Source organism: Shewanella sp. BC20, from assembly GCF_003129585.1.
Classification (GTDB): domain Bacteria; phylum Pseudomonadota; class Gammaproteobacteria; order Enterobacterales; family Shewanellaceae; genus Shewanella; species Shewanella seohaensis.
Map to the genome: position 1 here is coordinate 22936 of NZ_NHRI01000003.1, position 19765 is coordinate 42700.

15 protein-coding genes and 2 tRNA genes are annotated in these 19765 nt (G+C 47.6%); 12 read left to right on the forward strand and 5 right to left on the reverse strand.

The features are described from left to right. Positions 1-215: 215 nt before the first annotated feature. Positions 216-2006, forward strand: coding sequence for a DUF885 domain-containing protein (locus CBX96_RS04370; RefSeq protein WP_109285844.1), 1791 nt, complete (start codon positions 216-218; stop codon positions 2004-2006). Positions 2007-2205: 199 nt separating this feature from the next. On the opposite strand, the gene CBX96_RS04375 is transcribed toward CBX96_RS04370, so the two are convergent. Continuing rightward, entirely contained in the window at positions 2206-2526 is a 321-nt protein-coding gene (locus tag CBX96_RS04375) for a hypothetical protein (RefSeq protein ID WP_109285845.1), read from the reverse strand. A 219-nt stretch (positions 2527-2745) separates the two neighbouring features. Between CBX96_RS04375 and CBX96_RS04380 the strand changes: the two genes are divergently transcribed. From CBX96_RS04380 to CBX96_RS04390, 3 genes are read left to right on the forward strand one after another with little or no spacing between them, the layout of a single operon-like run. Continuing rightward, positions 2746-3240, forward strand: coding sequence for a putative 4-hydroxy-4-methyl-2-oxoglutarate aldolase (locus CBX96_RS04380; protein ID WP_109285846.1), 495 nt, complete (start codon positions 2746-2748; stop codon positions 3238-3240). Positions 3241-3282: 42 nt separating this feature from the next. Further along, positions 3283-5103: an AsmA family protein gene (locus CBX96_RS04385; protein WP_109285847.1), complete on the forward strand. Its 1821-nt coding sequence runs from the start codon at positions 3283-3285 to the stop codon at positions 5101-5103. 2 nt (positions 5104-5105) lie between these two features. After that, on the forward strand, positions 5106-5765 hold the full coding sequence (locus tag CBX96_RS04390; RefSeq protein WP_109285848.1) for a BsuPI-related putative proteinase inhibitor: 660 nt from the start codon (positions 5106-5108) through the stop codon (positions 5763-5765). 249 nt (positions 5766-6014) lie between these two features. Here CBX96_RS04390 and CBX96_RS04395 read toward each other — a convergent pair whose 3' ends face one another. After that, complete coding sequence (locus CBX96_RS04395; RefSeq protein WP_109286027.1) at positions 6015-7562, reverse strand: LysM peptidoglycan-binding domain-containing protein; 1548 nt, start codon at positions 7560-7562, stop codon at positions 6015-6017. Positions 7563-7824: 262 nt separating this feature from the next. Beyond that, positions 7825-8628 carry a hydroxyacylglutathione hydrolase gene (gene gloB / locus CBX96_RS04400; RefSeq protein WP_109285849.1) on the reverse strand — a complete coding sequence of 268 codons (804 nt, stop codon included), beginning with the start codon at positions 8626-8628 and terminating at the stop codon, positions 7825-7827. 183 nt (positions 8629-8811) lie between these two features. Here gloB and CBX96_RS04405 point away from each other — a divergent pair, with 183 nt between their 5' ends. Then, positions 8812-9546 carry a class I SAM-dependent methyltransferase gene (locus tag CBX96_RS04405; protein ID WP_088211290.1) on the forward strand — a complete coding sequence of 245 codons (735 nt, stop codon included), beginning with the start codon at positions 8812-8814 and terminating at the stop codon, positions 9544-9546. Positions 9547-9569: 23 nt separating this feature from the next. Then, positions 9570-10469 carry a LysR substrate-binding domain-containing protein gene (locus CBX96_RS04410; RefSeq protein WP_011717298.1) on the forward strand — a complete coding sequence of 300 codons (900 nt, stop codon included), beginning with the start codon at positions 9570-9572 and terminating at the stop codon, positions 10467-10469. Positions 10470-10517: 48 nt separating this feature from the next. Here the strand turns inward: CBX96_RS04410 and rnhA are convergent, their stop codons facing one another. Beyond that, positions 10518-10994 carry a ribonuclease HI gene (rnhA, locus tag CBX96_RS04415; RefSeq protein WP_109285850.1) on the reverse strand — a complete coding sequence of 159 codons (477 nt, stop codon included), beginning with the start codon at positions 10992-10994 and terminating at the stop codon, positions 10518-10520. A 70-nt stretch (positions 10995-11064) separates the two neighbouring features. On the opposite strand from rnhA, the gene dnaQ reads away from it, so the two are divergent. From dnaQ to CBX96_RS04440, 5 genes are all read left to right on the forward strand, one after another. Continuing rightward, positions 11065-11793, forward strand: coding sequence for a DNA polymerase III subunit epsilon (gene dnaQ / locus CBX96_RS04420; protein WP_109285851.1), 729 nt, complete (start codon positions 11065-11067; stop codon positions 11791-11793). A 10-nt stretch (positions 11794-11803) separates the two neighbouring features. Further along, positions 11804-13378 (forward strand): TIGR03503 family protein, encoded by a 1575-nt coding sequence (locus CBX96_RS04425; protein ID WP_109285852.1) that lies wholly within the window; start codon positions 11804-11806, stop codon positions 13376-13378. A 167-nt stretch (positions 13379-13545) separates the two neighbouring features. Next, positions 13546-13622: transfer RNA gene (locus CBX96_RS04430), tRNA-Asp, on the forward strand. A gap of 56 nt (positions 13623-13678) precedes the next feature. Then, positions 13679-13755, forward strand: a tRNA-Asp gene (locus tag CBX96_RS04435). Between the two features lie 286 nt (positions 13756-14041). Next, the gene (locus tag CBX96_RS04440; protein WP_109285853.1) at positions 14042-16054 is read left to right on the forward strand and encodes a sodium:proton antiporter; all 2013 of its coding nucleotides are present in this window, start codon (positions 14042-14044) and stop codon (positions 16052-16054) included. Between the two features lie 139 nt (positions 16055-16193). On the opposite strand, the gene fadE is transcribed toward CBX96_RS04440, so the two are convergent. Continuing rightward, entirely contained in the window at positions 16194-18641 is a 2448-nt protein-coding gene (gene fadE / locus CBX96_RS04445) for an acyl-CoA dehydrogenase FadE (RefSeq protein WP_109285854.1), read from the reverse strand. A gap of 243 nt (positions 18642-18884) precedes the next feature. Between fadE and CBX96_RS04450 the strand changes: the two genes are divergently transcribed. After that, entirely contained in the window at positions 18885-19664 is a 780-nt protein-coding gene (locus tag CBX96_RS04450) for a class II glutamine amidotransferase (protein ID WP_088211317.1), read from the forward strand. Positions 19665-19765 lie beyond the last annotated feature (101 nt).

Below are 19765 nucleotides of genomic sequence, written 5' to 3' on the forward strand. Positions count from 1 at the left end.
GATTATCTCACGCAGGTTGATAGCTGAGCGCTATCGGCACTCGAGCTTACAAATTTGTAACTGGGCATGTATTCGCTTGCAACACAGCTGCAATTAGGCGGCTGATATGATTAACTTAAGTCCTTTTATTGGCATCTTATGAGTTAAGTTTTAGATGCTTACGGTCGCCTCGAGGCACTGGAATTAACGCATAAATATAAAAAGGACGAAAAAGAATGAAGAAAACCGCCATCTCTCTTGCGATCTTGTTATCGCTCACAGGCCTAGCGGGTTGCCAATCGCAATCAACCCAAGCGTCAGCCGATACCACCAAATCAAGCGCCGTCAGTGCTGATGTGAAGACCAGCGCCTTTGCACAATTTAGCCAGACCTTTATCGATGATCTGTGGCAATTAGCGCCAACCTGGGCACTCTACAGCGGCAAACACGTTAATGATGGCTATTTAGAAATCCCCAATGAAGCGAGCCGTGTTAAGACGCTTGCCTTTGCAAAAGCCCAGCAGGCAAAGCTGAAACAGTTTGAACTTAAGTCACTGAGCTCTAACGAAACCATCGATTATCACTTGATTGATAATCTACTAAACAGCATGGCGTGGGAAATCACTGACTTTAAATCATGGCAATGGGATCCCTCGAGCTATAACGTAGCGGGCGGCTTTGCACAAATCATCAATGAAAACTTTGCGCCACTGGATGACAGATTACGTTCCGTATTGGCCAGAATGGAAAATATCCCTGCTTATTACGCCGCTGCGCGCAGCAATATTCAGCAGCCAACCCTAGAACACACTGAATTGGCTGTGATGCAAAACCAAGGTGCGTTTTCGGTCTTCTCCGATGATTTATTGAAGCAAGTGGCGGATTCTGGTCTGTCAGATGCGGAAAAATCGCTGTTTAAATCCCGTTTCGACACGACAACGCAAGCGATTAACGAACATATTACTTGGTTAAATGCACAGGTTAGCCAACTGAAAAAAGACGGTGCCCGCAGTTTTAGAATTGGTGAAGAATTATACGAGCAAAAGTTTGCCTTTGATATCCAAGCGGGTATGACAGCAAAACAGCTCTATCAAAAAGCCATGGCAGATAAAGAAAGAGTGCAAGGTGAAATGGCGAAGATCACCGACAAGCTGTGGCCAAAATATTTCACTACGCCAAAACCTGCCGACAATAAAATCGCGATTCGCCAATTGATTGATAAATTATCGACAGAGCACGTTAAGCGTGATGACTTTGTGAGCGAAGTACGTAAACAAATTCCTGAGTTGATTGAATTTGTAAATCAAAAAGACTTAGTGACCTTAGATCCTAAAAAACCATTAGTCGTGCGTGAAACCCCTGAGTATATGCGTGGTTATGCGGGAGCTTCGATTAGTGCGCCTGGCCCTTATGATAAATTAGGCAATACCTATTATAACGTCACGCCACTCGATGGTATGAGTGATGAATCTGCAGAAAGCTATTTACGCGAATATAACCACTGGATATTACAGATTTTAAATATCCATGAGGCGATTCCTGGACACTACACCCAATTAGTTTATTCCAATGAGTCACCAAGCTTAGTGAAAAGCTTATTTGGTAATGGCGCTATGGTCGAAGGTTGGGCTGTTTATACCGAACGCATGATGCTTGAAGAGGGTTATGGTAATTTCGAGCCTGAAATGTGGTTGATGTATTACAAGTGGAATTTACGTGTTATCTGTAACACTATCTTAGACTACAGCATTCATGTTAAAGGCATGACTGAAGAGCAAGCCATTAGTCTGATGATGGATGAAGCGTTCCAGCAACGTGCTGAGGCGGAAGGTAAATGGCGCCGTGCCACCCTAAGCCAAGTGCAGCTGACCAGTTACTACTCGGGTTACCGTGAAATTTACGATTTCCGCGAAGAATATAAGCAGCTCAAAGGCAAGGATTTTGACCTAAAAGCATTCCATGAGAAGTTTTTAAGTTATGGCAGTGCACCGGTGAAATATATTCGCCAATTAATGTTAGAGCAGTAATCCATCACCCAGATATAAGGCGCTAACTGAGCGCCTTATATCTGTTCTCTAAACGCCATTCGCTAAAATCATGCATTAATCATGAATGATGTCTAATGACGCTTAAGACCGCCGAAATCACTCAAGCAAAAATCCTGTTATTCCGTATTGAATCGAGATGTTTGCGGAAAGGGTAAGAAGTGCTGATTATCGAAGAGGGTTATTTCTTAGTGCTAGACTCTGCCATGATGGCTAAAACTTCTTCGTAGGAAAGGTTTAATTCGCGAGAGAGGTTAATGATTTTGGTTTTATAGGTTTGAATGTTTTCTTGTTGTGCGAGCTGATGTTTCTTTTCTTCTACTATTTCGTTAACAGTTTCTTGCAATATCAATAATCGACGTAAACTGTAGTCTAGGGATTTGATATATTTCCCCATTTGTTGTTTATTACGGGCTTGCTCAAGATCCGTTGAGGCTTTTTTCTCATATCCATATTCATCCAGCGCGGCAATAGCGCTTTGCAAATCAAGATCTGTTGTCATTTGGTGTTCACTTTATTACAAGAAGTTGAGAAGCTAAATAATGAATTAACGTACCCAAGCGGGTGTCATAGGAGGTTAACTATCGCAGATTATCATGTTTATGCCAATGCTCATAAACTATTTAAAGTGTAAACCTCATTAAAAAGTCGAGTTTCGCATTGGGCTTGTAGGGGTCTACAATAATGGTTAGTCTAAACTTTTCACTTCGCGGAGATCCAAATGCTTGATCTATTGCCTGATTTGTTCGATCACTACCCTACAAAACTGTCGCTGTTACCGCTCGAATTTCGCAGTTTTGGTGGTAAGCGTTTGTTTTGGGGTGAAGTTGTAACGGTCAAATGTTTTGAAGATAACTCCAAAGTGAAAGAAGTGCTGGCCCAGCCCGGTCATGGAAAAGTATTGGTCGTTGATGGTGGCGGCTCACCCCGGCGGGCGTTATTAGGGGATTTGATCGCGCAAAGTGCCCTCGATAACGGTTGGCAAGGTGTGGTGATTAATGGCTATGTCCGTGATGTGGCAAGGCTTTCTACTTTTAATCTTGGCGTTTATGCCTTAGGGGCTATGCCCATCAAGACCGAAAAATTAAACCAAGGCCAAATCGATGTGCCGATTGAGTTTGGCGCTGTGACAGTAAAACCCGGCATGATGCTTTATGCCGATGAGAATGGCATTGCCGTGAGCGAGGCGTCATTAAACTTTGCCTTTCTAAGTTAAGTGTTATCAAAAATTCAAGATGTTATTGATAAGGATGTTTCTATGAAATTCATTAAGCGGCTTTTAGCTCTTCTGGTGACCTTAGTGGTTGCAGTCACCTTATATCTCACCGTATTTTTCGACCCTAATGATTTTAAACCAGAAATTGTCAACGCCGTTAAAAAGCAGACTGGGCGTGAGCTTGTCATCGGTGATGATTTGTCGTGGACATTTTTCCCGACGGTTGGGATTAATCTAGGGGGGATTTCACTCTCTAATCCCGAGGGATTTACACCCAAAGCGATGCTTGAAGTGAATAAGGCTGTGGCAGAAGTTGAGCTTATGCCACTGTTTAGCAAGCAAATTGAAATTGCGCAGCTAAGCCTTGATGGTGCAAAAATCAATCTGGTCACCCGTAAAAATGGCAGTTCGAGCCTCGATGGCTTAACGGGCAAGGGCGCTGAAAAACCAGCAACGCCTGCCGAGCCAAGCGCCAAAGCACAATTAACGAGCATTGATGTGGGCGGCGTTTCGATTACCAACACCGAAATCAATTTGATTGATGAAGCGAAGGGACAAACCCAAACCTTAACCTTGAAGCAATTTACGCTGGGGGCATTTTCACTCGATAAATTTGCGCCTATGGCCTACGAATTTGCCGCGACTCTGCCGGATATGACAGTGAGCAGCAAAGGCGAAGGGCAGATCAAGTTAAGCCATGATTTTAATCAGCTGGTGATTGAGAAGCTGGATATTGAGACTCAAGTTGAAGGCGAGGGGATCCCCAATAAAAAACTGACTGCTGAGGTTAGCCTAAACAGCCAAATCGCATTAGATAAAAAGCAGCTGTCGGCAGACATCAGTAAATTAACGGTGATGGATATCAATGCAGCGGGTAAGTTGGCGGTGAATTACGGCGGTAAAGTGCCGCAAATTAACGCGGATTTCCAACTGGGTGACATTGATCTCGATGCCTTATTGCCAAAATCTGATACGGCGGAAAAGCAAGCTGCTACCACGCCTTCACAGACTCTGGCGGTAGAGCCAGACCTTACCGCGCTCAATGGCTTAGATGCTAAACTGACATTAGCGGTCAAATCCATCAAGGTGGCGAACCTGTCAACGCAGAACTGGTTGATGGATTTAGGCATTAAGAATGGGGTGGTTGACCTTAAGCAACTGACTGCGGATCTTTACCAAGGTAAGTTGATGCTGAATGCGCAGGTTGATGCCCGCTCGAAAGTTGCCAGTTACCAATTTGATAAGCAAATCTCGGGTGTTCAGATCCGTCCATTACTTAAAGATGCCGCCGAGCTGGAAATTCTGGCGGGGACGGCCAATTTCAACGTTAAGGGTAAAGGTAAGAGTTTAATTCCAGAGCAGTTGAAGAAAAACCTACTTGCTAATGGCCGTTTTGATATTACCGACGGTGCCCTTTACGGGGTGAATATTCCGCAAATGATCCGTAGCGCGCAGGCCAAGTTAAAGGGGGATATGTCCGCCGACACCAAAGAAGAGCGTAAAACCGACTTCTCGAGCCTGACGGGTAACTTCAGCCTAGAGAACGGTGTGGCGACAAATCCTGATCTTGCCATGTCATCACCGCTATTACGGGTGGCGGGTAAGGGCAGTGCAAACCTGCTGACCGAAGGCTTGGATTACCGATTGACCACGACCTTAGTGAACTCCCTCAAAGGTCAGGGCGGTAGCGAGAAAAATGCCTTGGCTGGTATTGATATTCCACTTGCGATCACTGGCACCTTCCAAAAACCTGAATATGCTTTAGATACCCAAGCGCTGCTGAACAATCAGTTGAAGGAAGAAACGGATAAAGCCAAGGATAAATTAAAGGACTCCCTACTGAAAAAACTCGGTGGTTTTTAGACATGGGAAAACACACCACTAAGCAAGTGTCAGGGAGTAAGCTTCAACCTAAGCAGGCATTAACGCGTATTGCGCGCCCGCTTGGGATGGCATTGGTGGCGGGGCAGCTGTTTGGCTGCTTTGCCCCGCAAGCCCAGACTAATGTGCCAAAAACGGATATTCGTACCGAGGCGGCTAAACAACCTGAAGTGGTACAGACCGCCGATTTAGCGGCGAAACTACAGGGAATTGAAGCAAAATCCAGCTTAAAAGTGGAACAGGTATCGAACAAACCGTCTCAGGCTTTGCTCACGGGGACGCTTTCCCTCGATACTTTTGTGGATTTTAAACAACCCCTTAAGGCGACATTAACGGTTCGCAATCCCTCGACTCAGGCGGTTGCACTGCGTTATCACTCGGGCATGACTGCCGATTTGCTACTGACCACAGTGCAAGGAAAGCGTCTTTGGGCTTGGTCTGACGATATGATGTTTACTCAAGCTCTGCGTGATACTCAGTTAGCCGCAGGTGAGGAGTTGGTGGTCAGGTTTGCGATCCCGCCAAAAGCCTTGGCAGGGATCCCAAATGAAGGAGCCCATCTTGAGGCGCAATTTGCCGCTAAGGCGCTGGAAAGCGAATTGCCAGCAATGGCGCGCGTCGTGTACTTGCTAACCCTTGAGTAACGCGAGCTAAAGATTGCGCCATTCTTGTAAACTGCAGTGTATTTTACATTGCTGATTTAAAGACAGCGGGCTACAAGGATAAGACTCGAGGCTATTTAGTCTGGATCCTTGCGAATGAAAAAGGCAGTAACCTAGGGTTACTGCCTTTTTGTTTACCATTATTACAAATGGTTTAAGTGTTAATGCTTGTGGCTCTTTCGCCGATGAGTCAGACTTAACTCAATATCTAAGTCGTTTTCAAACTCAGCATTAGGCATTTAAATTGCTTTCATCCACCACCAGCTTTAACACTTGGCCGGGTTGAATATATTGTGATGAGGTTAAGCTGTTCCACTCGAGTAGCTCGGCAACCGTCACTTTAAACTTGCTGGCAATACGCGCTAAAGAATCGCCAGATTTCACCTTATAGCTGACGGTGCGAATTTGCTCTGCTTCCGCTTGGGTTTGTGGCGCAACGATCGTCAGTTTTTGGCCCATCTGCAATTTACTGTCTTTGCTTAAATGGTTCCAAGCGGTGAGCTGCTTCACCGATACCTTATGATTTTGTGCGATTTGCCACAGGGTATCGCCGGATTTCACTTGGTAAGTCAACTTATTGCCAGAGGTTGAAGTTGCCGCTTTTTTAGGTAACTTCTGGCTGGTTGACATCGCATACAGCTGTTTATCGTCGGCAGAGACCGGAATAATCAGGTGTCTACCCGCGACGATATTGTTATTTTTCATACCATTAGCTGCACGGATCGCATTGACTGTGGTATGGTGTTTCTTGGCAATGGCACCGATACTGTCACCGGATTTAATGGTGTATCTGAGCCAACTTACACGGGCTTCACTCTCGGTTTCGGCCAGTGCTTTTTTAAACTCTTCTGACTTATCAATCGGCAATACCAACGTATGGGGTCCCGTCGGTGCGGTGGCCCAGCGGTTGTATCCTGGATTGAGTTTTAATAGCTCATGGGTCGTCATATTGGCGAGCCCAGCCGCCATGGCCAAGTCAATTTGGCTATCGATATCAACCACTTCGATAGAAGGGCTGTTTTCAATTGGCGCTAGTGTGATGCCGTACTCGTCGGCATGTTTAATCACTTCGGCGAGGGCCAATAATTGTGGCACATAACGCTCAGTCTCTTTAGGGAGATCCAGTGACCAAAAATCGGTTTTAAGGCCTTTATCTTCATTGCGTTTAATCGCATTGAGGACCCGTGACTCGCCCGAGTTGTAGGCTGCAATCGCATAAAGCCAATTGTTATTGGTTTTGTCGTACAGATATTCGAGCATGTCCAACGCGGCCACGGTGGAGGCGGGCACATCACGACGACCGTCGTACCACCAGTTCATCTCTAACCCAAAATGGCTGGCCATTGGGGTCGTAAATTGCCAAAGCCCTGAGGCGGCACTGGCTGAGGATGCGCTGGGATCGAAGGCGCTTTCGATAATAGGCAGCAACGCGATCTCAATGGGGAGATGGCGCTTTTCAAGCTCTTCGACGATCAAATACATGTAAGGCGCCGCACGCTCAGAAATCACTTCGAGGTGTTTGGGGTTCTTGATGTACCAATCGCGATAATAGTTAACTAATTTCTTGTCAGGAATGGGGAGTTGCATTCCTTGACGAATTCGCTCCCATACATCAGTAATTTGCGCCGACTCAGGTTCGGTTGCGAGATAATACTGTGGGACGGTATTTTCAGTTGTGACGGTTTCAGCTTCAGGTTTGGTCACCTGATGGTTGTCTAAAGTCTGACAACCTGTGAGTAGGGCAAATCCCCCTACTACAACATAAAGTGATACTCTCATGGAAAACGATAGTCCTCTGTTAGTGCATTGCCACAGCACAATCTCATCGAGCCTCATCGAGCCTCATTGAGCTAACGAATTGATTATTATGTAAATAGTGGCAACACAGAGCGCAAAGTATTCACGCAAAAACGAGCCATTCTATGGGATCTTTTCGATCTTGTCCCTAAATTATCGTACATCTTGTAGGGTCACTTTTGATTTACATCATCAAAAATGGAAAAAACTGTATAAATTTCAGCCATAAATAGATCGTTTTTTACTAAAAAATATCTTTCCACTGCCTGAGTAGGGTAAAACAGGTCAGTTCATCTGCTTTAGTCAGATCTTGATCACAAAACTGATTTTTTATGCTGTTGACTATGGTGGGCGCCAACGGTCTAAGGAAGGGATTAATGGCTCGCTCTAATCCGATCGTGGAAGGAATGGTGGCTTTGCCTTGCACGCGAAGGTTTTTTGCTTGCTCCGCATAGGCCTTGAGCGCTTCATTATCCGCATCGACCGCTTGGGCAAATTTTAAATTGGCGAGGGTGTACTCATGGGCGCAATACACTCGGGTTGTATCGGGCAGCGCCGCGAGCAGACTTAAGGATTGCCACATCTGCGCTGGCGAGCCTTCAAATAAACGGCCGCAGCCTGCACTAAAGAGCGTATCACCGCAAAATAATGCGCCATCAACCAGATAGGCGATATGCCCAGCCGTATGCCCGGAAACGGACAGGATACGCACGGGCGAGTCAATAAAAGGCACGGTGAGTGTATCACTCAGCGTTGGGTCAATTGGCTGATTGATGCCGTGAATATCTTCACTTTGTGGACCATAAACCGCTAAGTCATGACCTGTGGTCTGCTTAACATGGGCCGCGAGGGCGGGGATCCCACCCGTGTGATCCCTATGATGATGGGTGATCAAAATACCCGCTAGTGAGAGTTGCTGGGTGCGCAAGTAGTCGAGCACGACATTGGCATCGCCCGGGTCAACCACATACACGGCTTCCTGGGAGTCTTGTCGCAACACCCAGATATAATTGTCATTAAAGGCATTAATCGCTGATATAGTGAGCATAGCACCGCCGATCGCTGTATTTCGTTTTGAAGATAAGGTTATTATCCATAAGAGGGGCTCACTTGGCGACAGTGCATGATAATTGCTCATGACAAACATTAGGGACAACGCTAAGGCGGCAAAGGGTAAGATGGGTGATTGTATCCACCATTAAGTTAAGAGTAACGGGAAGGGAGGAGACTTGTGTCGTATAACAGTGCTATGCGCAAACCCGAACAATGGGACGATTTGCCCAATGGTCCTGCACTCCAACAAGCCGTTGCCGATAAGCTTGCCGATTGGTGGCCAAGGGTGTTTGGCTACCACTTACTCAAACTCGGCCCTTTAAGCGCCGATCTCTCGAGTATGGCATCCCCCGTTGCGCACCATTTCTCTCTGTGCTCAGAACCTAATGCCTCGTTAATTGGCGATTTTTGCCATTTACCCCTACAGAATGGGGTGATCGATGCCGTGCTGATGAGTCTGTTGCTCGAATTTGAAGCCGATCCTTACCGTATCCTGCGGGAAACCGACAGGGTGCTGATCGCTGGCGGATACTTATTTATTGTAGGTTTTAATCCCTTAAGCCCAGTGTTTCTCGGTAAGTTATGGCCAAAGTATCAGGATAATCTACCCTGGTGTGGGCGTTTTTTCATGCCCTCTCGAGTACGAGACTGGTTAGGATTATTGGGCTATCAAGTGGTCAGCGATGAACGTTTAGTCTACCACCCGTTAATTGGTGAGTTTAATGACGGCCGTTTTATGCAGCAAACCTTGGCCTCATGGCTACCCAGTGCAGGCAGCTTATATTTAATTGTAGCGCGTAAATTAGAGTCGCCATTAACGCCCATCCGCGACAAACGTAAAGTGTTACAGCCGAATTGGACCACGGCCCCGAGCGCGGGTCGAACCGGGCATTTATCCGAACATACCAAATAATTTCATTCATTGATGAGTCTGTTATGCGAATAACCTTAAGGCAACTTGCGGTATTTGAAGCCGTTGCACGCAGTGGACAAGTGGCAAAAGCGGCGGAGCAAGTTAATCTGTCGCCGCCTGCGACCTCTATGGCCTTGGCCGAATTAGAAAAGCAGCTCAACGCCCGTTTATTTGAGCGGATTGGCAATCGATTACAGCTCAACTCCCAAGGGAATTTGTTACTGCCACTGGCGACGGACTTGTTACATCGAGTCGAGCAAATCGAGCAAGCGTTCACGCGCCAAGACGGCGATTTAGTCGGGCATTTAAGCGTGAGCGCCAGTTCCACGATTGGTAACTATTTGTTAGCAAAAGCGGCGGTGGCCTTTTGTCAGCAACATACGCAGACCCATGTGGATGTGGCCATTACCAATACCCAAGAAGTGATCCAATCGGTCGCGCAATTTCGCGCCGAAATGGGGTTTATCGAAGGACATTGCACCGATAACCGCTTGAATATTGAACCTTGGCATAAGGACAGACTATTAGTCTTTTGTCATCCGGCGCATCCCCTCGCGGGGCAGACGGTTAAACCCGCAGCGGTCAAAGGCCAATCTTGGGTATTAAGGGAAGAAGGCTCTGGCACACGTGAATATTTTGTCAATGCAGCCAATGAATTAGGTATGCAGCCCGAGGCAAAATTCTGTTTTACCACGCCCGATGCCATCAAGCTTGCGGTTAAACAAGGCGCTGGATTGGGCGTGCTCTCTGAGTTGGCTCTGGATAAAGACATTAGCCGAAAAGAGCTGGCCCTAGTAACCATTGAAGGCTTAGTGCTGGAGCGACAGTTTTATCGCATCACCCACAAGAGCCGCCAAGCCACGTCATTAGGTCTAGCCTTTGTACAGTTTTGCGGTAATTTTTTCCATTTATCTCGGGAGTAAACGGCGCAACGTTAACCGCCGAAATGAGCGCCGAAATGAATGCAGGTATTAGGACTCTGCCTGATAGCCTTCATCGACTTGGGTAGGGCTTGCTTCAGCGGCGGCGCGGGCGAGTTGATCGCAGCGCTCGTTTTCGGCGTGACCCGCGTGGCCTTTTACCCAACGCCAATCAATTTGATGCAGCTGGGCAGCTTTGTCTAACCGTTTCCAGAGGTCGACATTTTTCACCGGTGTACGATTCGAGGTCATCCAGCCTTTTTTCTTCCAGCCATGGATCCAGGTGGTGATCCCTTGGCGCATATATTGGCTATCGCTGGTTAAAATGACTTTGCAAGGCTCTTTTAACGCCTCGAGGGCAACGATGGGGGCTAATAATTCCATGCGATTATTGGTCGTCAGGGCAAAACCATCTGACATCTCCTTTGTATGGCCCTTATAATTCATTACAATGCCATAGCCACCGGGGCCAGGGTTGCCTAAGCAAGAGCCATCGGTGAAGATGTGGATCAGTTTTAGTTCAGTCATCAAATGGTTATCCGCAGCGTAAATACCGGCCGAGTATAACCAAAAAATGTCATAAGAAGCGCATAAAAGTATGAATATTATCTCAAACGCGAGCCGTCAGGTTATTTTGGATACTGAAACCACGGGTATGAACCAAGGCAGTGGTGCAGTGTATTTAGGCCACAGAATTATTGAGATAGGCTGTGTTGAGGTGATCAACCGCCGTTTAACGGGACGTTATTACCATCAATATATTAATCCCGGCCAAGCGATTGACCCAGAAGCCATTGCGGTTCACGGGATCACCGATGAGCGCGTCGCCAATGAGCCTAGGTTCCATCAGATAGCGCAGGAGTTTATCGATTTTATCAGTGGCGCAGAAATTGTGGCCCATAACGCAAACTTCGACGTGAGCTTTATGGACCATGAGTTTTCACTGCTGCAGCCTTTAGGGCCTAAGACCAGTGAAATCTGTGAGATTTTAGACTCCCTCGATATCGCAAAATTTTTGCATCCCGGCCAAAAGAACAACTTAGACGCCCTGTGTAAGCGCTACGGTATCGATAACTCCCGCCGCCTGTACCACGGAGCATTACTCGACGCCGAGATCTTGGCCGATGTGTATTTGGCGATGACAGGCGGACAGACCAAGTTCAATCTCTCCAACGATGAAGTCGGTCAAGAGGCGGGGGGCATCCAACGCTTTGATCCCTCATCACTTAATCTTAAAGTGATCAGCGCATCGGCCGATGAACTCGTTATGCATGAAAAGCGTCTTGATTTAGTTGCAAAATCAGGAAAATGCCTCTGGAGAGGATAATTTATTGCCTATGACGATGTCGCTGCGAAAATCCCTACGAAATACCACATTAGTGCTCGGCGGCCTCTGCTTGAGCACCTCTTTGCTGGCGGCCGATGCCGAACCTGCAGTTAATACCGCTCAGCCGTCCGCCAATATGGCGCCAAAGGCCCAAGAGGCGCAGCCCAGTGCCGCAAAACCCAATGATGCTCAAGTCAGTGCGTCTAAGGTTAGTGAGCCCAAAGTCAGTGAGGCTAAAACGAGTGCAGATAAACCCGCTGACGTGAAAGCGAGCGCCGAAAAGCCAGTTGATGCCAAGCCGAGTCAAGCCACTCAAGCCAAGCCGACCAAGCCTGCTACTCGAAAAGTGGTGCCCGTCGATACCGCCTCTGAGCTTAAAAATCGCTTTCGGGTGGATCATATGGTCAGCAGCATGACACTGTTGATCCAGCGGGAGTACGGCTCTGCGCCTGTGGTCATCGTATTGCCCGACGGCAGCAAGTGGTACGCCAATCGTCACCCTGAAACGGTGAAATGGGTCGATGGCATTACTGGCGACATTATATATATCGAGTCGCCTCAGCCTGGCCCTTGGCAGCTGGTGGGTAAGGTAGTGCCGGGATCGCAACTTAAGCGGGTTTCTAAACTTGAGATTGAAGTGCAGCAATTGCCACAGCCGTTATTCCAAGGTGAAGAAACCAAAGTTGTTGCTCAATTGATGGGTGATGCGGAGCGTGTGCGCATGCCGGGGCTCGATTATCTTGTCGAGTGGACCGCGCATTTTGTCAGTAAACATCGCGCAGGGGATGAAAACTTTGCCGCCGGTGACATTATCGTCGGCTCTTACAAAGATAATGGCGAAAAGTTCGATGAAAGACCCGACGATGGCATGTTTACCAGCGATATCAATCTAAAACAGCCCTGGGGTGAGTATGACTTTGTGGTCCAAGCCCGTAATAATGTGTTTGAACGACAGGTTTCTTTTCCCTTTACCTTATCGCCACGCCCAGTGAATGCCGAGGTGATCACCCCAGATGATCCGTTAACGGGGCGATGGAAAATAATGCTGCACGCCGATAGCAGTGTGCTGCAATTGGCTGAAACCCATTTTTCATTCGAGCTTGTTGGACCAGCTGGTTTGCAACTTCCCCTCGTCGTTCATGGGCTTAAAGAGAGCGACACTGAACTGCCAATACCGCCTGTGACTGAGTTTGGCAGTTATCGAATTAAAGGCACAGTGGCGACCACCACAGTCACAGGCCGTGAAATCCTGCTCGATTTGCCTGAACTTTTCTTTAACTTAGTGCAGCCACCCGAACCGCCGCCGAGTGCCGAGGAGTTAGCCGCCGTTGCAGCGCAAAAGGCCGCTGAAGAAGAAGCCGTGGCAAAACAGGATGCACTGTTTTGGATCATCACCATCAATGCTGTGTTACTACTGCTTGGGGTTGTGGGGCTGATAGTCTGGCGTAAGCGTCAAAGTCTCGCGCAGGCACTGGCTGCCGCAGAGCAACGGATGTTAGATGAAGCAGGGCAGAATAAGCCAGAGGCGCCATCGCTAGATGAGATTGATTTGACCATGCCAGACAAGCCGGATCATCGCCGCTAAATCAACGGTCAACAGTCAGGCGTTTTAGAAGCCAGTTTGAAGATATTTTGTTCATTTATCATGGGGTTTTGTTAAGTTTGGCGAAATTTTAACTAAACGATGCAATTGAGTGAAAAAAACGGTTGACGCTTCGAACGCTCAACCGTATTATTCACCGCAACTTGAGTGGAGCGGTAGTTCAGTTGGTTAGAATACCGGCCTGTCACGCCGGGGGTCGCGGGTTCGAGTCCCGTCCGCTCCGCCAGTCAAGTTGTTGAAAGTTAAAATTATAGTGCTCTAGTAGCGGTATAATAAAAGTTTGGAGCGGTAGTTCAGTTGGTTAGAATACCGGCCTGTCACGCCGGGGGTCGCGGGTTCGAGTCCCGTCCGCTCCGCCAAATAGAATAAGCCTCATCGGAAGATGGGGCTTTTTTCTATCTATCTTTTCAGAGTATTTGCCTCTGTATTTCTGCTTAATACCTTTACCTAATGCCTAAGGTATTGTTTCTTGTTACCCCTTTATTTCTACTGAAAGCTGAATATTCGCTGTCAATCGGCATATTCGAGTTACAGGACTGCATTTTTTGCTGCTATTGTTATCACCAATAGTTCATTTTTCTGTATGAAAAAAGCGTGTTAGGTTGGGTTAATAAAGACCACTCCATGCCAACTAAAGGAAGTTATATGGTTGAAAAAATCACTGGGATGTTAGCACTTATCGGGGTGCTTTCGTTATTTTGTCAATGGGTTGGTTGGAAGCTTAGGTTACCTGCAATTTTACCGTTATTACTCTGTGGTTTGATGTTAGGCCCAGCATTTGGGGTACTCAATCCCGATGAAATCTTTGGGGATTTATTGTTTCCTATCATTTCACTCGGTGTCGCCGTGATCCTGTTTGAGGGGGCATTGACCCTCAATTTTAAAGAGATTAAAGACCATGGCCGCATGGTGACTCACTTAGTGAGCATCGGCATGGTGATCACCTGGGGCTGTATCAGTGTCGCGACCTTTTATTTGCTCAATTTTAGCTGGGAGGTCGCATTGTTATTTGGCGCCCTCGTGGTGGTTACGGGCCCGACCGTGATTGTACCTATGCTGCGCAGCGTGCGGCCTAAGTCGCAACTGGCGAGTATTTTACGCTGGGAAGGGATTGTGATTGATCCCATTGGTGCGCTGCTGGCGGTATTAGTGTTTGAATACATTACTGTATCTGGCGATCAAACCAGCCATGTACTTTATGCACTAGGTTCTATGCTCACGCTTGGCTTAGGTTTAGGCGCAGCGTCAGGTTACTTAATTGGCCAAGTGATCCGCCGCAATTTATTGCCGCATTATTTACGTAATACCGCAGTATTAACCCTTATGCTGGGGATTTTTGTCGGCTCCAATCTACTGCAGGAAGAGTCCGGATTACTCACTGTGACAGTGATGGGGATTTGGCTAGCGAATATGCGCGGTGTGGATATTGCTGAAATCCTTGAATTTAAAGAAACGCTGACAGTGCTGTTGATTTCAGCCTTATTTATCCTGTTAGCCGCAAGACTCGATTCGAGTGCCATGATGGATTTAGGCTGGGGCGGCGTAGGAGTGCTCGCCGTGACCATGCTGATTGCTCGGCCGCTCAGTATTTGGGTGTCAGGCATTGGGACGTCACTCTCAAGAGCCGATAAGTGGTTCCTATGTTGGATTGCCCCGCGGGGGATTGTGGCGGCGGCCGTATCTTCCTTATTCGCCATTAAGTTAGAGGCAACCAATGTGCAGGGCGCCGATGCCATCGTGCCCTTGGTATTTTTAATCATTATCGGCACTGTCGTTATCCAAAGTTTAACCGCGGGCCGCTGGGCGAAATACCTTGGAGTGACGTCGGGTTCGGCGCAAGGATTATTAATTTTCGGAGCCTCGAAGTTTTCCCGCGAGCTGGCAAAAATCTTAAAAAGCAAAGATGTCAAAGTGCTACTGGCCGATAGCAACTGGGATAACATTCGTCTTGCGCGGATGGATAATATCCCCGTCTATTTTGGTAATCCTGCCTCAGAACATGCTGAAACCTATATGGATTTAACTGGGATTGGTCGAGTGCTGATCATGTCGCCTTATAAGCAGTTAAACCCGCTGGTGACCTTTTATTTTCAAGATGTGTTAGGTTCTAAAAAGGTCTTCGGCCTTAATAATGCCGAGCAGGGCAGCGCGCGCCATCAATTATCTGAGACCTACAAACAGCGATTATGTTTGTTTGGTGATGCGGTGTCCTACGCCAAAATTGCTAGTCAAATGGCGAAAGGGGCGCAGCTTAAAGTCACTAACTTAACTGAAAACTTCACCTTCGAGCATTTCCGCAAACGTTATGGCGAAACAGCATTGCCATTAGTGTATCTGACCAAAGAAGGCAAAGTGGTGATTGTTTCAGGCAATGATACCCAATTCCCCAATGGCATAGAGTTAATCAGCCTATTGCCCGTTGAGGCGCTTGAAGAAGCGAAGATCCAACAGGCGATTGCCGAGCAAGAGGCGTTAGTTGCACAGGCCAAAGCGGCGGAAGAAGCGGCCCTTGCGAAAGCCAAGGCCGAGGAGGAAGCTGAAGCTGAGCGCCAAAGGCTTGAGCAGCAAGCGAAAACCAAGGCCGAAGAACCATCGCAATCTGAGGTTGACGCACAAGATAACATCAACACCGCGGATGAAACGTTGGCGAAGGGATAATGGGCGAGGCCAAGGTTAGCTAAGGTGAGCTTGGTATTTGCGAAGAGATAAGCCTGTTAAGTGAGGCGAAAATTAAAAAGGCACTACTATGTAGTGCCTTTTTGTTTATTAAGAGGGGCTTAGCAGTACAGCTTAGCGATTAAGCGGCGCGTTCCTGTGACGTCGTTGCGACGACTTCAGGGCGCAGCTCTGCTGGGTCAAAGTCATCCACATTGATAGACTTCATACGGCCGATTTCGGCACGTTCCAACAGTTGTACTTCGCTGTCACTCAATACACCTAAGGCTTTACCTTCAGCGGCGACTTTATCTAACCACATGAAAGGTAAACGCTTGCCACTGGCCTTACAGACTTTGTCGAATAAAGGTTCGGCAGCCAGAATATCCTTCAGCGTTTGCTCTTGGATGCCCACAGCATTGTGCTCAGAGTTAGTCCAGAATTGGCCTTTACCTAAACGATCACGGCTTTCACAAGGGGTTTGCATGATCTTAGCCACTTTATGGTCTAACACATCGCTTGGACGTTTCAGTGGACGGCCGAATGGGAACATGATGGCGCGTAATACGCCGCCTAGACCCATAGGGAAGTTATCCAGTAAATCGTCTAATGAAGCCTGTAACTTGTACAGAGCATCTTCAACCGCCCATTGTACCAGTGGCAGATCGTCGGTTTGACGGCCTTCATCTTGGTAACGTTTTAAGGTCGCAGAAGCAAGGTATAACTGGCTTAGCAGATCGCCTAAGCGGGCAGAAATACGCTCTTTACGTTTTAAGTTACCGCCTAAGGTTGCCATGGCTAAGTCTGACAGCAGGGCTAAGTTGGCACTGAAACGGTTCATATGTTGATAATAACGTTTGGTTTTATCTGAATAAGGCGCGTTAGAGAAACGGCTTGATGTCAGACCTAACCAGAAGCTACGGACAAAGTTACTGGTCGCAAAACCAATGTGACCGAAGATGGCCGCATCGAAGTTGGCTAAGCCTTGGCCAGACTCAGTGTCAAACGCTGACTCCATTTCAGCCAATACATAAGGATGACAACGGATTGCACCTTGACCATAGATGATCATCGAACGTGTCAGGATGTTTGCACCTTCAACGGTAATCGCAATCGGAGCCGCTTGATAGCCACGACCTAGGTAGTTGTTAGGGCCTAAACACACACCTTTACCACCGTGGATATCCATGGCGTCGATAACGCATTTCTGCATACGATCGGTCAGGTGATATTTCACGATAGCCGAGATAACCGAAGGTTTTTCACCTAAGTCGATACCTGTGGTAGTTAATGAGGTCACTGCATCCATCAGGTAGGCGTTACCACCGATGCGTGCCATTGGCTCTTCAATCCCTTCTAACTTACCAATCGGCAGTTTGAATTGACGACGAATACGTGCATAGGCACCCGTTGCAAGCGCGGCTGTTTTCACGCCACCGGCAGAGTTTGATGGTAGCGTGATACCACGGCCAACAGACAAACACTCAACCAACATACGCCAGCCTTGGCCAGCCATTTTCGGACCACCGATGATAAAGCTTAATGGTACGAATACGTCTTTACCGCGAGTAGGACCGTTTTGGAACATACAGTTCAGCGGGAAGTGACGACGACCCGTTTCAACGCCTTCAACGTCAGTTGGGATCAGCGCACAGGTAATGCCCAGCTCTTCTTTATCGCCTAACAGGTGATCAGGGTCACGCAGTTTAAACGCCAGACCTAATACAGTCGCAACTGGCGCTAGGGTGATATAACGCTTGTTCCAGGTTAAGCGCATACCTAAGACTTCTTCGCCTTCCCATTGACCTTTACACACGACACCAAAGTCAGGGATAGAACCCGCGTCGCTACCAGCCTCTGGGCTAGTTAACGCGAAACAAGGGACTTCTAAACCTTTGGCTAAACGTGGCAGGTAATGATTTTGCTGCTCAGGCGTACCATAGTGTTGTAACAGTTCGCCAGGGCCTAAGGAGTTAGGCACACCTACAGTGGATGCGAGCTCGCTGCTTAAACCCGCAAGCTTTTGCAGAACGCGTGATTGGGCGTAGGCTGAGTACTCTAAACCGCCGTATTTTTTCTTGATGATCATGGCGAAGAAGCCGTGATCTTTCAGGTATTGCCATACTTCAGCAGGCAAATCAGCCAGTTGATGTGATACTTGGTGTTGGTTCACCATGCGGCACACTTCTTCAACTGGACCGTCTAAGAAGGCTTGCTCATCGGCACTTAAACGAGCGACAGGGTAGTTGTGGAGTTTTTTCCAGTTTGGGTTACCCGCAAACAGATCGGCTTCCCACCAAGTGGTACCGGCTTCAATCGCTTCTTTTTCGGTAGAAGACATTTCGGGCATGATGCCACGGTACATCTTCATCAGTGGGCGACTGATAACATTTTGTCTAAATGCACTGATATTGAGGGGCAGCGCGATCACTAGGAAGATAATCCAAGAGATAGGGCCAACAACATCGAGTGTCCATCCGGCTGTCATCACAACAGCGGCTGCAATAGTGGCAGTGAGCAAAGATACCCGAAGGTAAGCTAGGGCTCCTAGCACTAAGATCATGGCGATGATCCAAAGTAGGGTAGTCACTGTATTTCTCCTTAAGTATGACCGAGTGCCAATCACAGGTCATAACGAGTTTTGTTGATTGCGATCACAATTATAGTTTGTGGTCTGACCTGTGTCGCATAAAAGTTAAACCTAAGGCAGTTTTAATACAAGTATTTTTCAAACAATTGTTTAAATTTTTTGTCACCTTTGATCATTCCACAAATGTCATCAACTAGTTACAATGCAAAACCGTGGATATTTGGATTGAGAAAGGCGAGAAATATGTGTGAGTTACTGGCGATGAGCGCCAATGTGCCGACCGATATTGTGTTTAGTTTTACGGGATTAGCACAGCGTGGTGGCGTCACTGGGCCCCATGTCGACGGTTGGGGGATCACTTTCTATGAGGGCCGTGGCAGCCGTACGTTTAAAGATGCCTGCCCGAGTAGTGAGTCGCACATTGCAAAATTAATCAAATCCTATCCGATTAAAAGCGAGGTGGTGATAAGCCATATTCGTCAGGCCAATCGCGGCTGTGTTTCCCTTGAAAATACTCATCCTTTTACCCGTGAGTTGTGGGGCCGTTATTGGACCTATGCCCATAATGGTCAGTTAAGCGACTATCAGGCGAAGTTTCAGGTGTCCCGCTATCAGAGTGTCGGCGATACCGACAGCGAGCTGGCTTTTTGCTGGATACTGGAGCAAGTCGCGGCCAAGTTTGGTGACCGTCGCCCAGAGGATATGCAAGCGGTGTTTCGATTTGTGGCTACGCTTGCCGAACAAATCCGCGCCCTTGGGGTGTTTAATATGATCCTCAGTGATGGTGAATACTTGATGAGCTATTGCAGTAATAATCTGTGTTACATCACCCGCAGGGCGCCGTTTGGCAAGGCAAAATTAATTGATACCGATGTCGTGATTGATTTTGATAAAGAAACCACGCCACACGATGTAGTGACTGTCATTGCCACTCGGCCGCTCACCGAAAACGAGGACTGGCAAGTGATGCAGCCTGGCAATTGGAAGTTGTTCCGCTTAGGTGAGCTGCTTATCGATTTGTAATAGGGCGCTGTCGCTGTCATTCCACTTTGACGGCATTAAATCTGAAACAAAAAGGCCAAACGGAGTCACTACGTTTGGCCTTTTGTGTTTTGTGCTGCGTT

Bases quoted from the DNA above. Each gene is read 5' to 3' on its own strand.
- CBX96_RS04375 (WP_109285845.1), bottom strand. From the start codon at position 2,526: ATGACAACAGATCTTGATTTGCAAAGCGCTATTGCCGCGCTGGATGAA.
- CBX96_RS04390 (WP_109285848.1), top strand. From the start codon at position 5,106: ATGGGAAAACACACCACTAAGCAAGTGTCAGGGAGTAAGCTTCAACCT.
- CBX96_RS04425 (WP_109285852.1), top strand. From the start codon at position 11,804: ATGACGATGTCGCTGCGAAAATCCCTACGAAATACCACATTAGTGCTC.
- CBX96_RS04370 (WP_109285844.1), top strand. From the start codon at position 216: ATGAAGAAAACCGCCATCTCTCTTGCGATCTTGTTATCGCTCACAGGC.
- CBX96_RS04440 (WP_109285853.1), top strand. From the start codon at position 14,042: ATGGTTGAAAAAATCACTGGGATGTTAGCACTTATCGGGGTGCTTTCG.
- CBX96_RS04450 (WP_088211317.1), top strand. From the start codon at position 18,885: ATGTGTGAGTTACTGGCGATGAGCGCCAATGTGCCGACCGATATTGTG.
- CBX96_RS04380 (WP_109285846.1), top strand. From the start codon at position 2,746: ATGCTTGATCTATTGCCTGATTTGTTCGATCACTACCCTACAAAACTG.
- dnaQ (WP_109285851.1), top strand. From the start codon at position 11,065: ATGAATATTATCTCAAACGCGAGCCGTCAGGTTATTTTGGATACTGAA.
- CBX96_RS04395 (WP_109286027.1), bottom strand. From the start codon at position 7,562: ATGAGAGTATCACTTTATGTTGTAGTAGGGGGATTTGCCCTACTCACA.
- gloB (WP_109285849.1), bottom strand. From the start codon at position 8,628: ATGCTCACTATATCAGCGATTAATGCCTTTAATGACAATTATATCTGG.
- CBX96_RS04410 (WP_011717298.1), top strand. From the start codon at position 9,570: ATGCGAATAACCTTAAGGCAACTTGCGGTATTTGAAGCCGTTGCACGC.
- rnhA (WP_109285850.1), bottom strand. From the start codon at position 10,994: ATGACTGAACTAAAACTGATCCACATCTTCACCGATGGCTCTTGCTTA.
- CBX96_RS04385 (WP_109285847.1), top strand. From the start codon at position 3,283: ATGAAATTCATTAAGCGGCTTTTAGCTCTTCTGGTGACCTTAGTGGTT.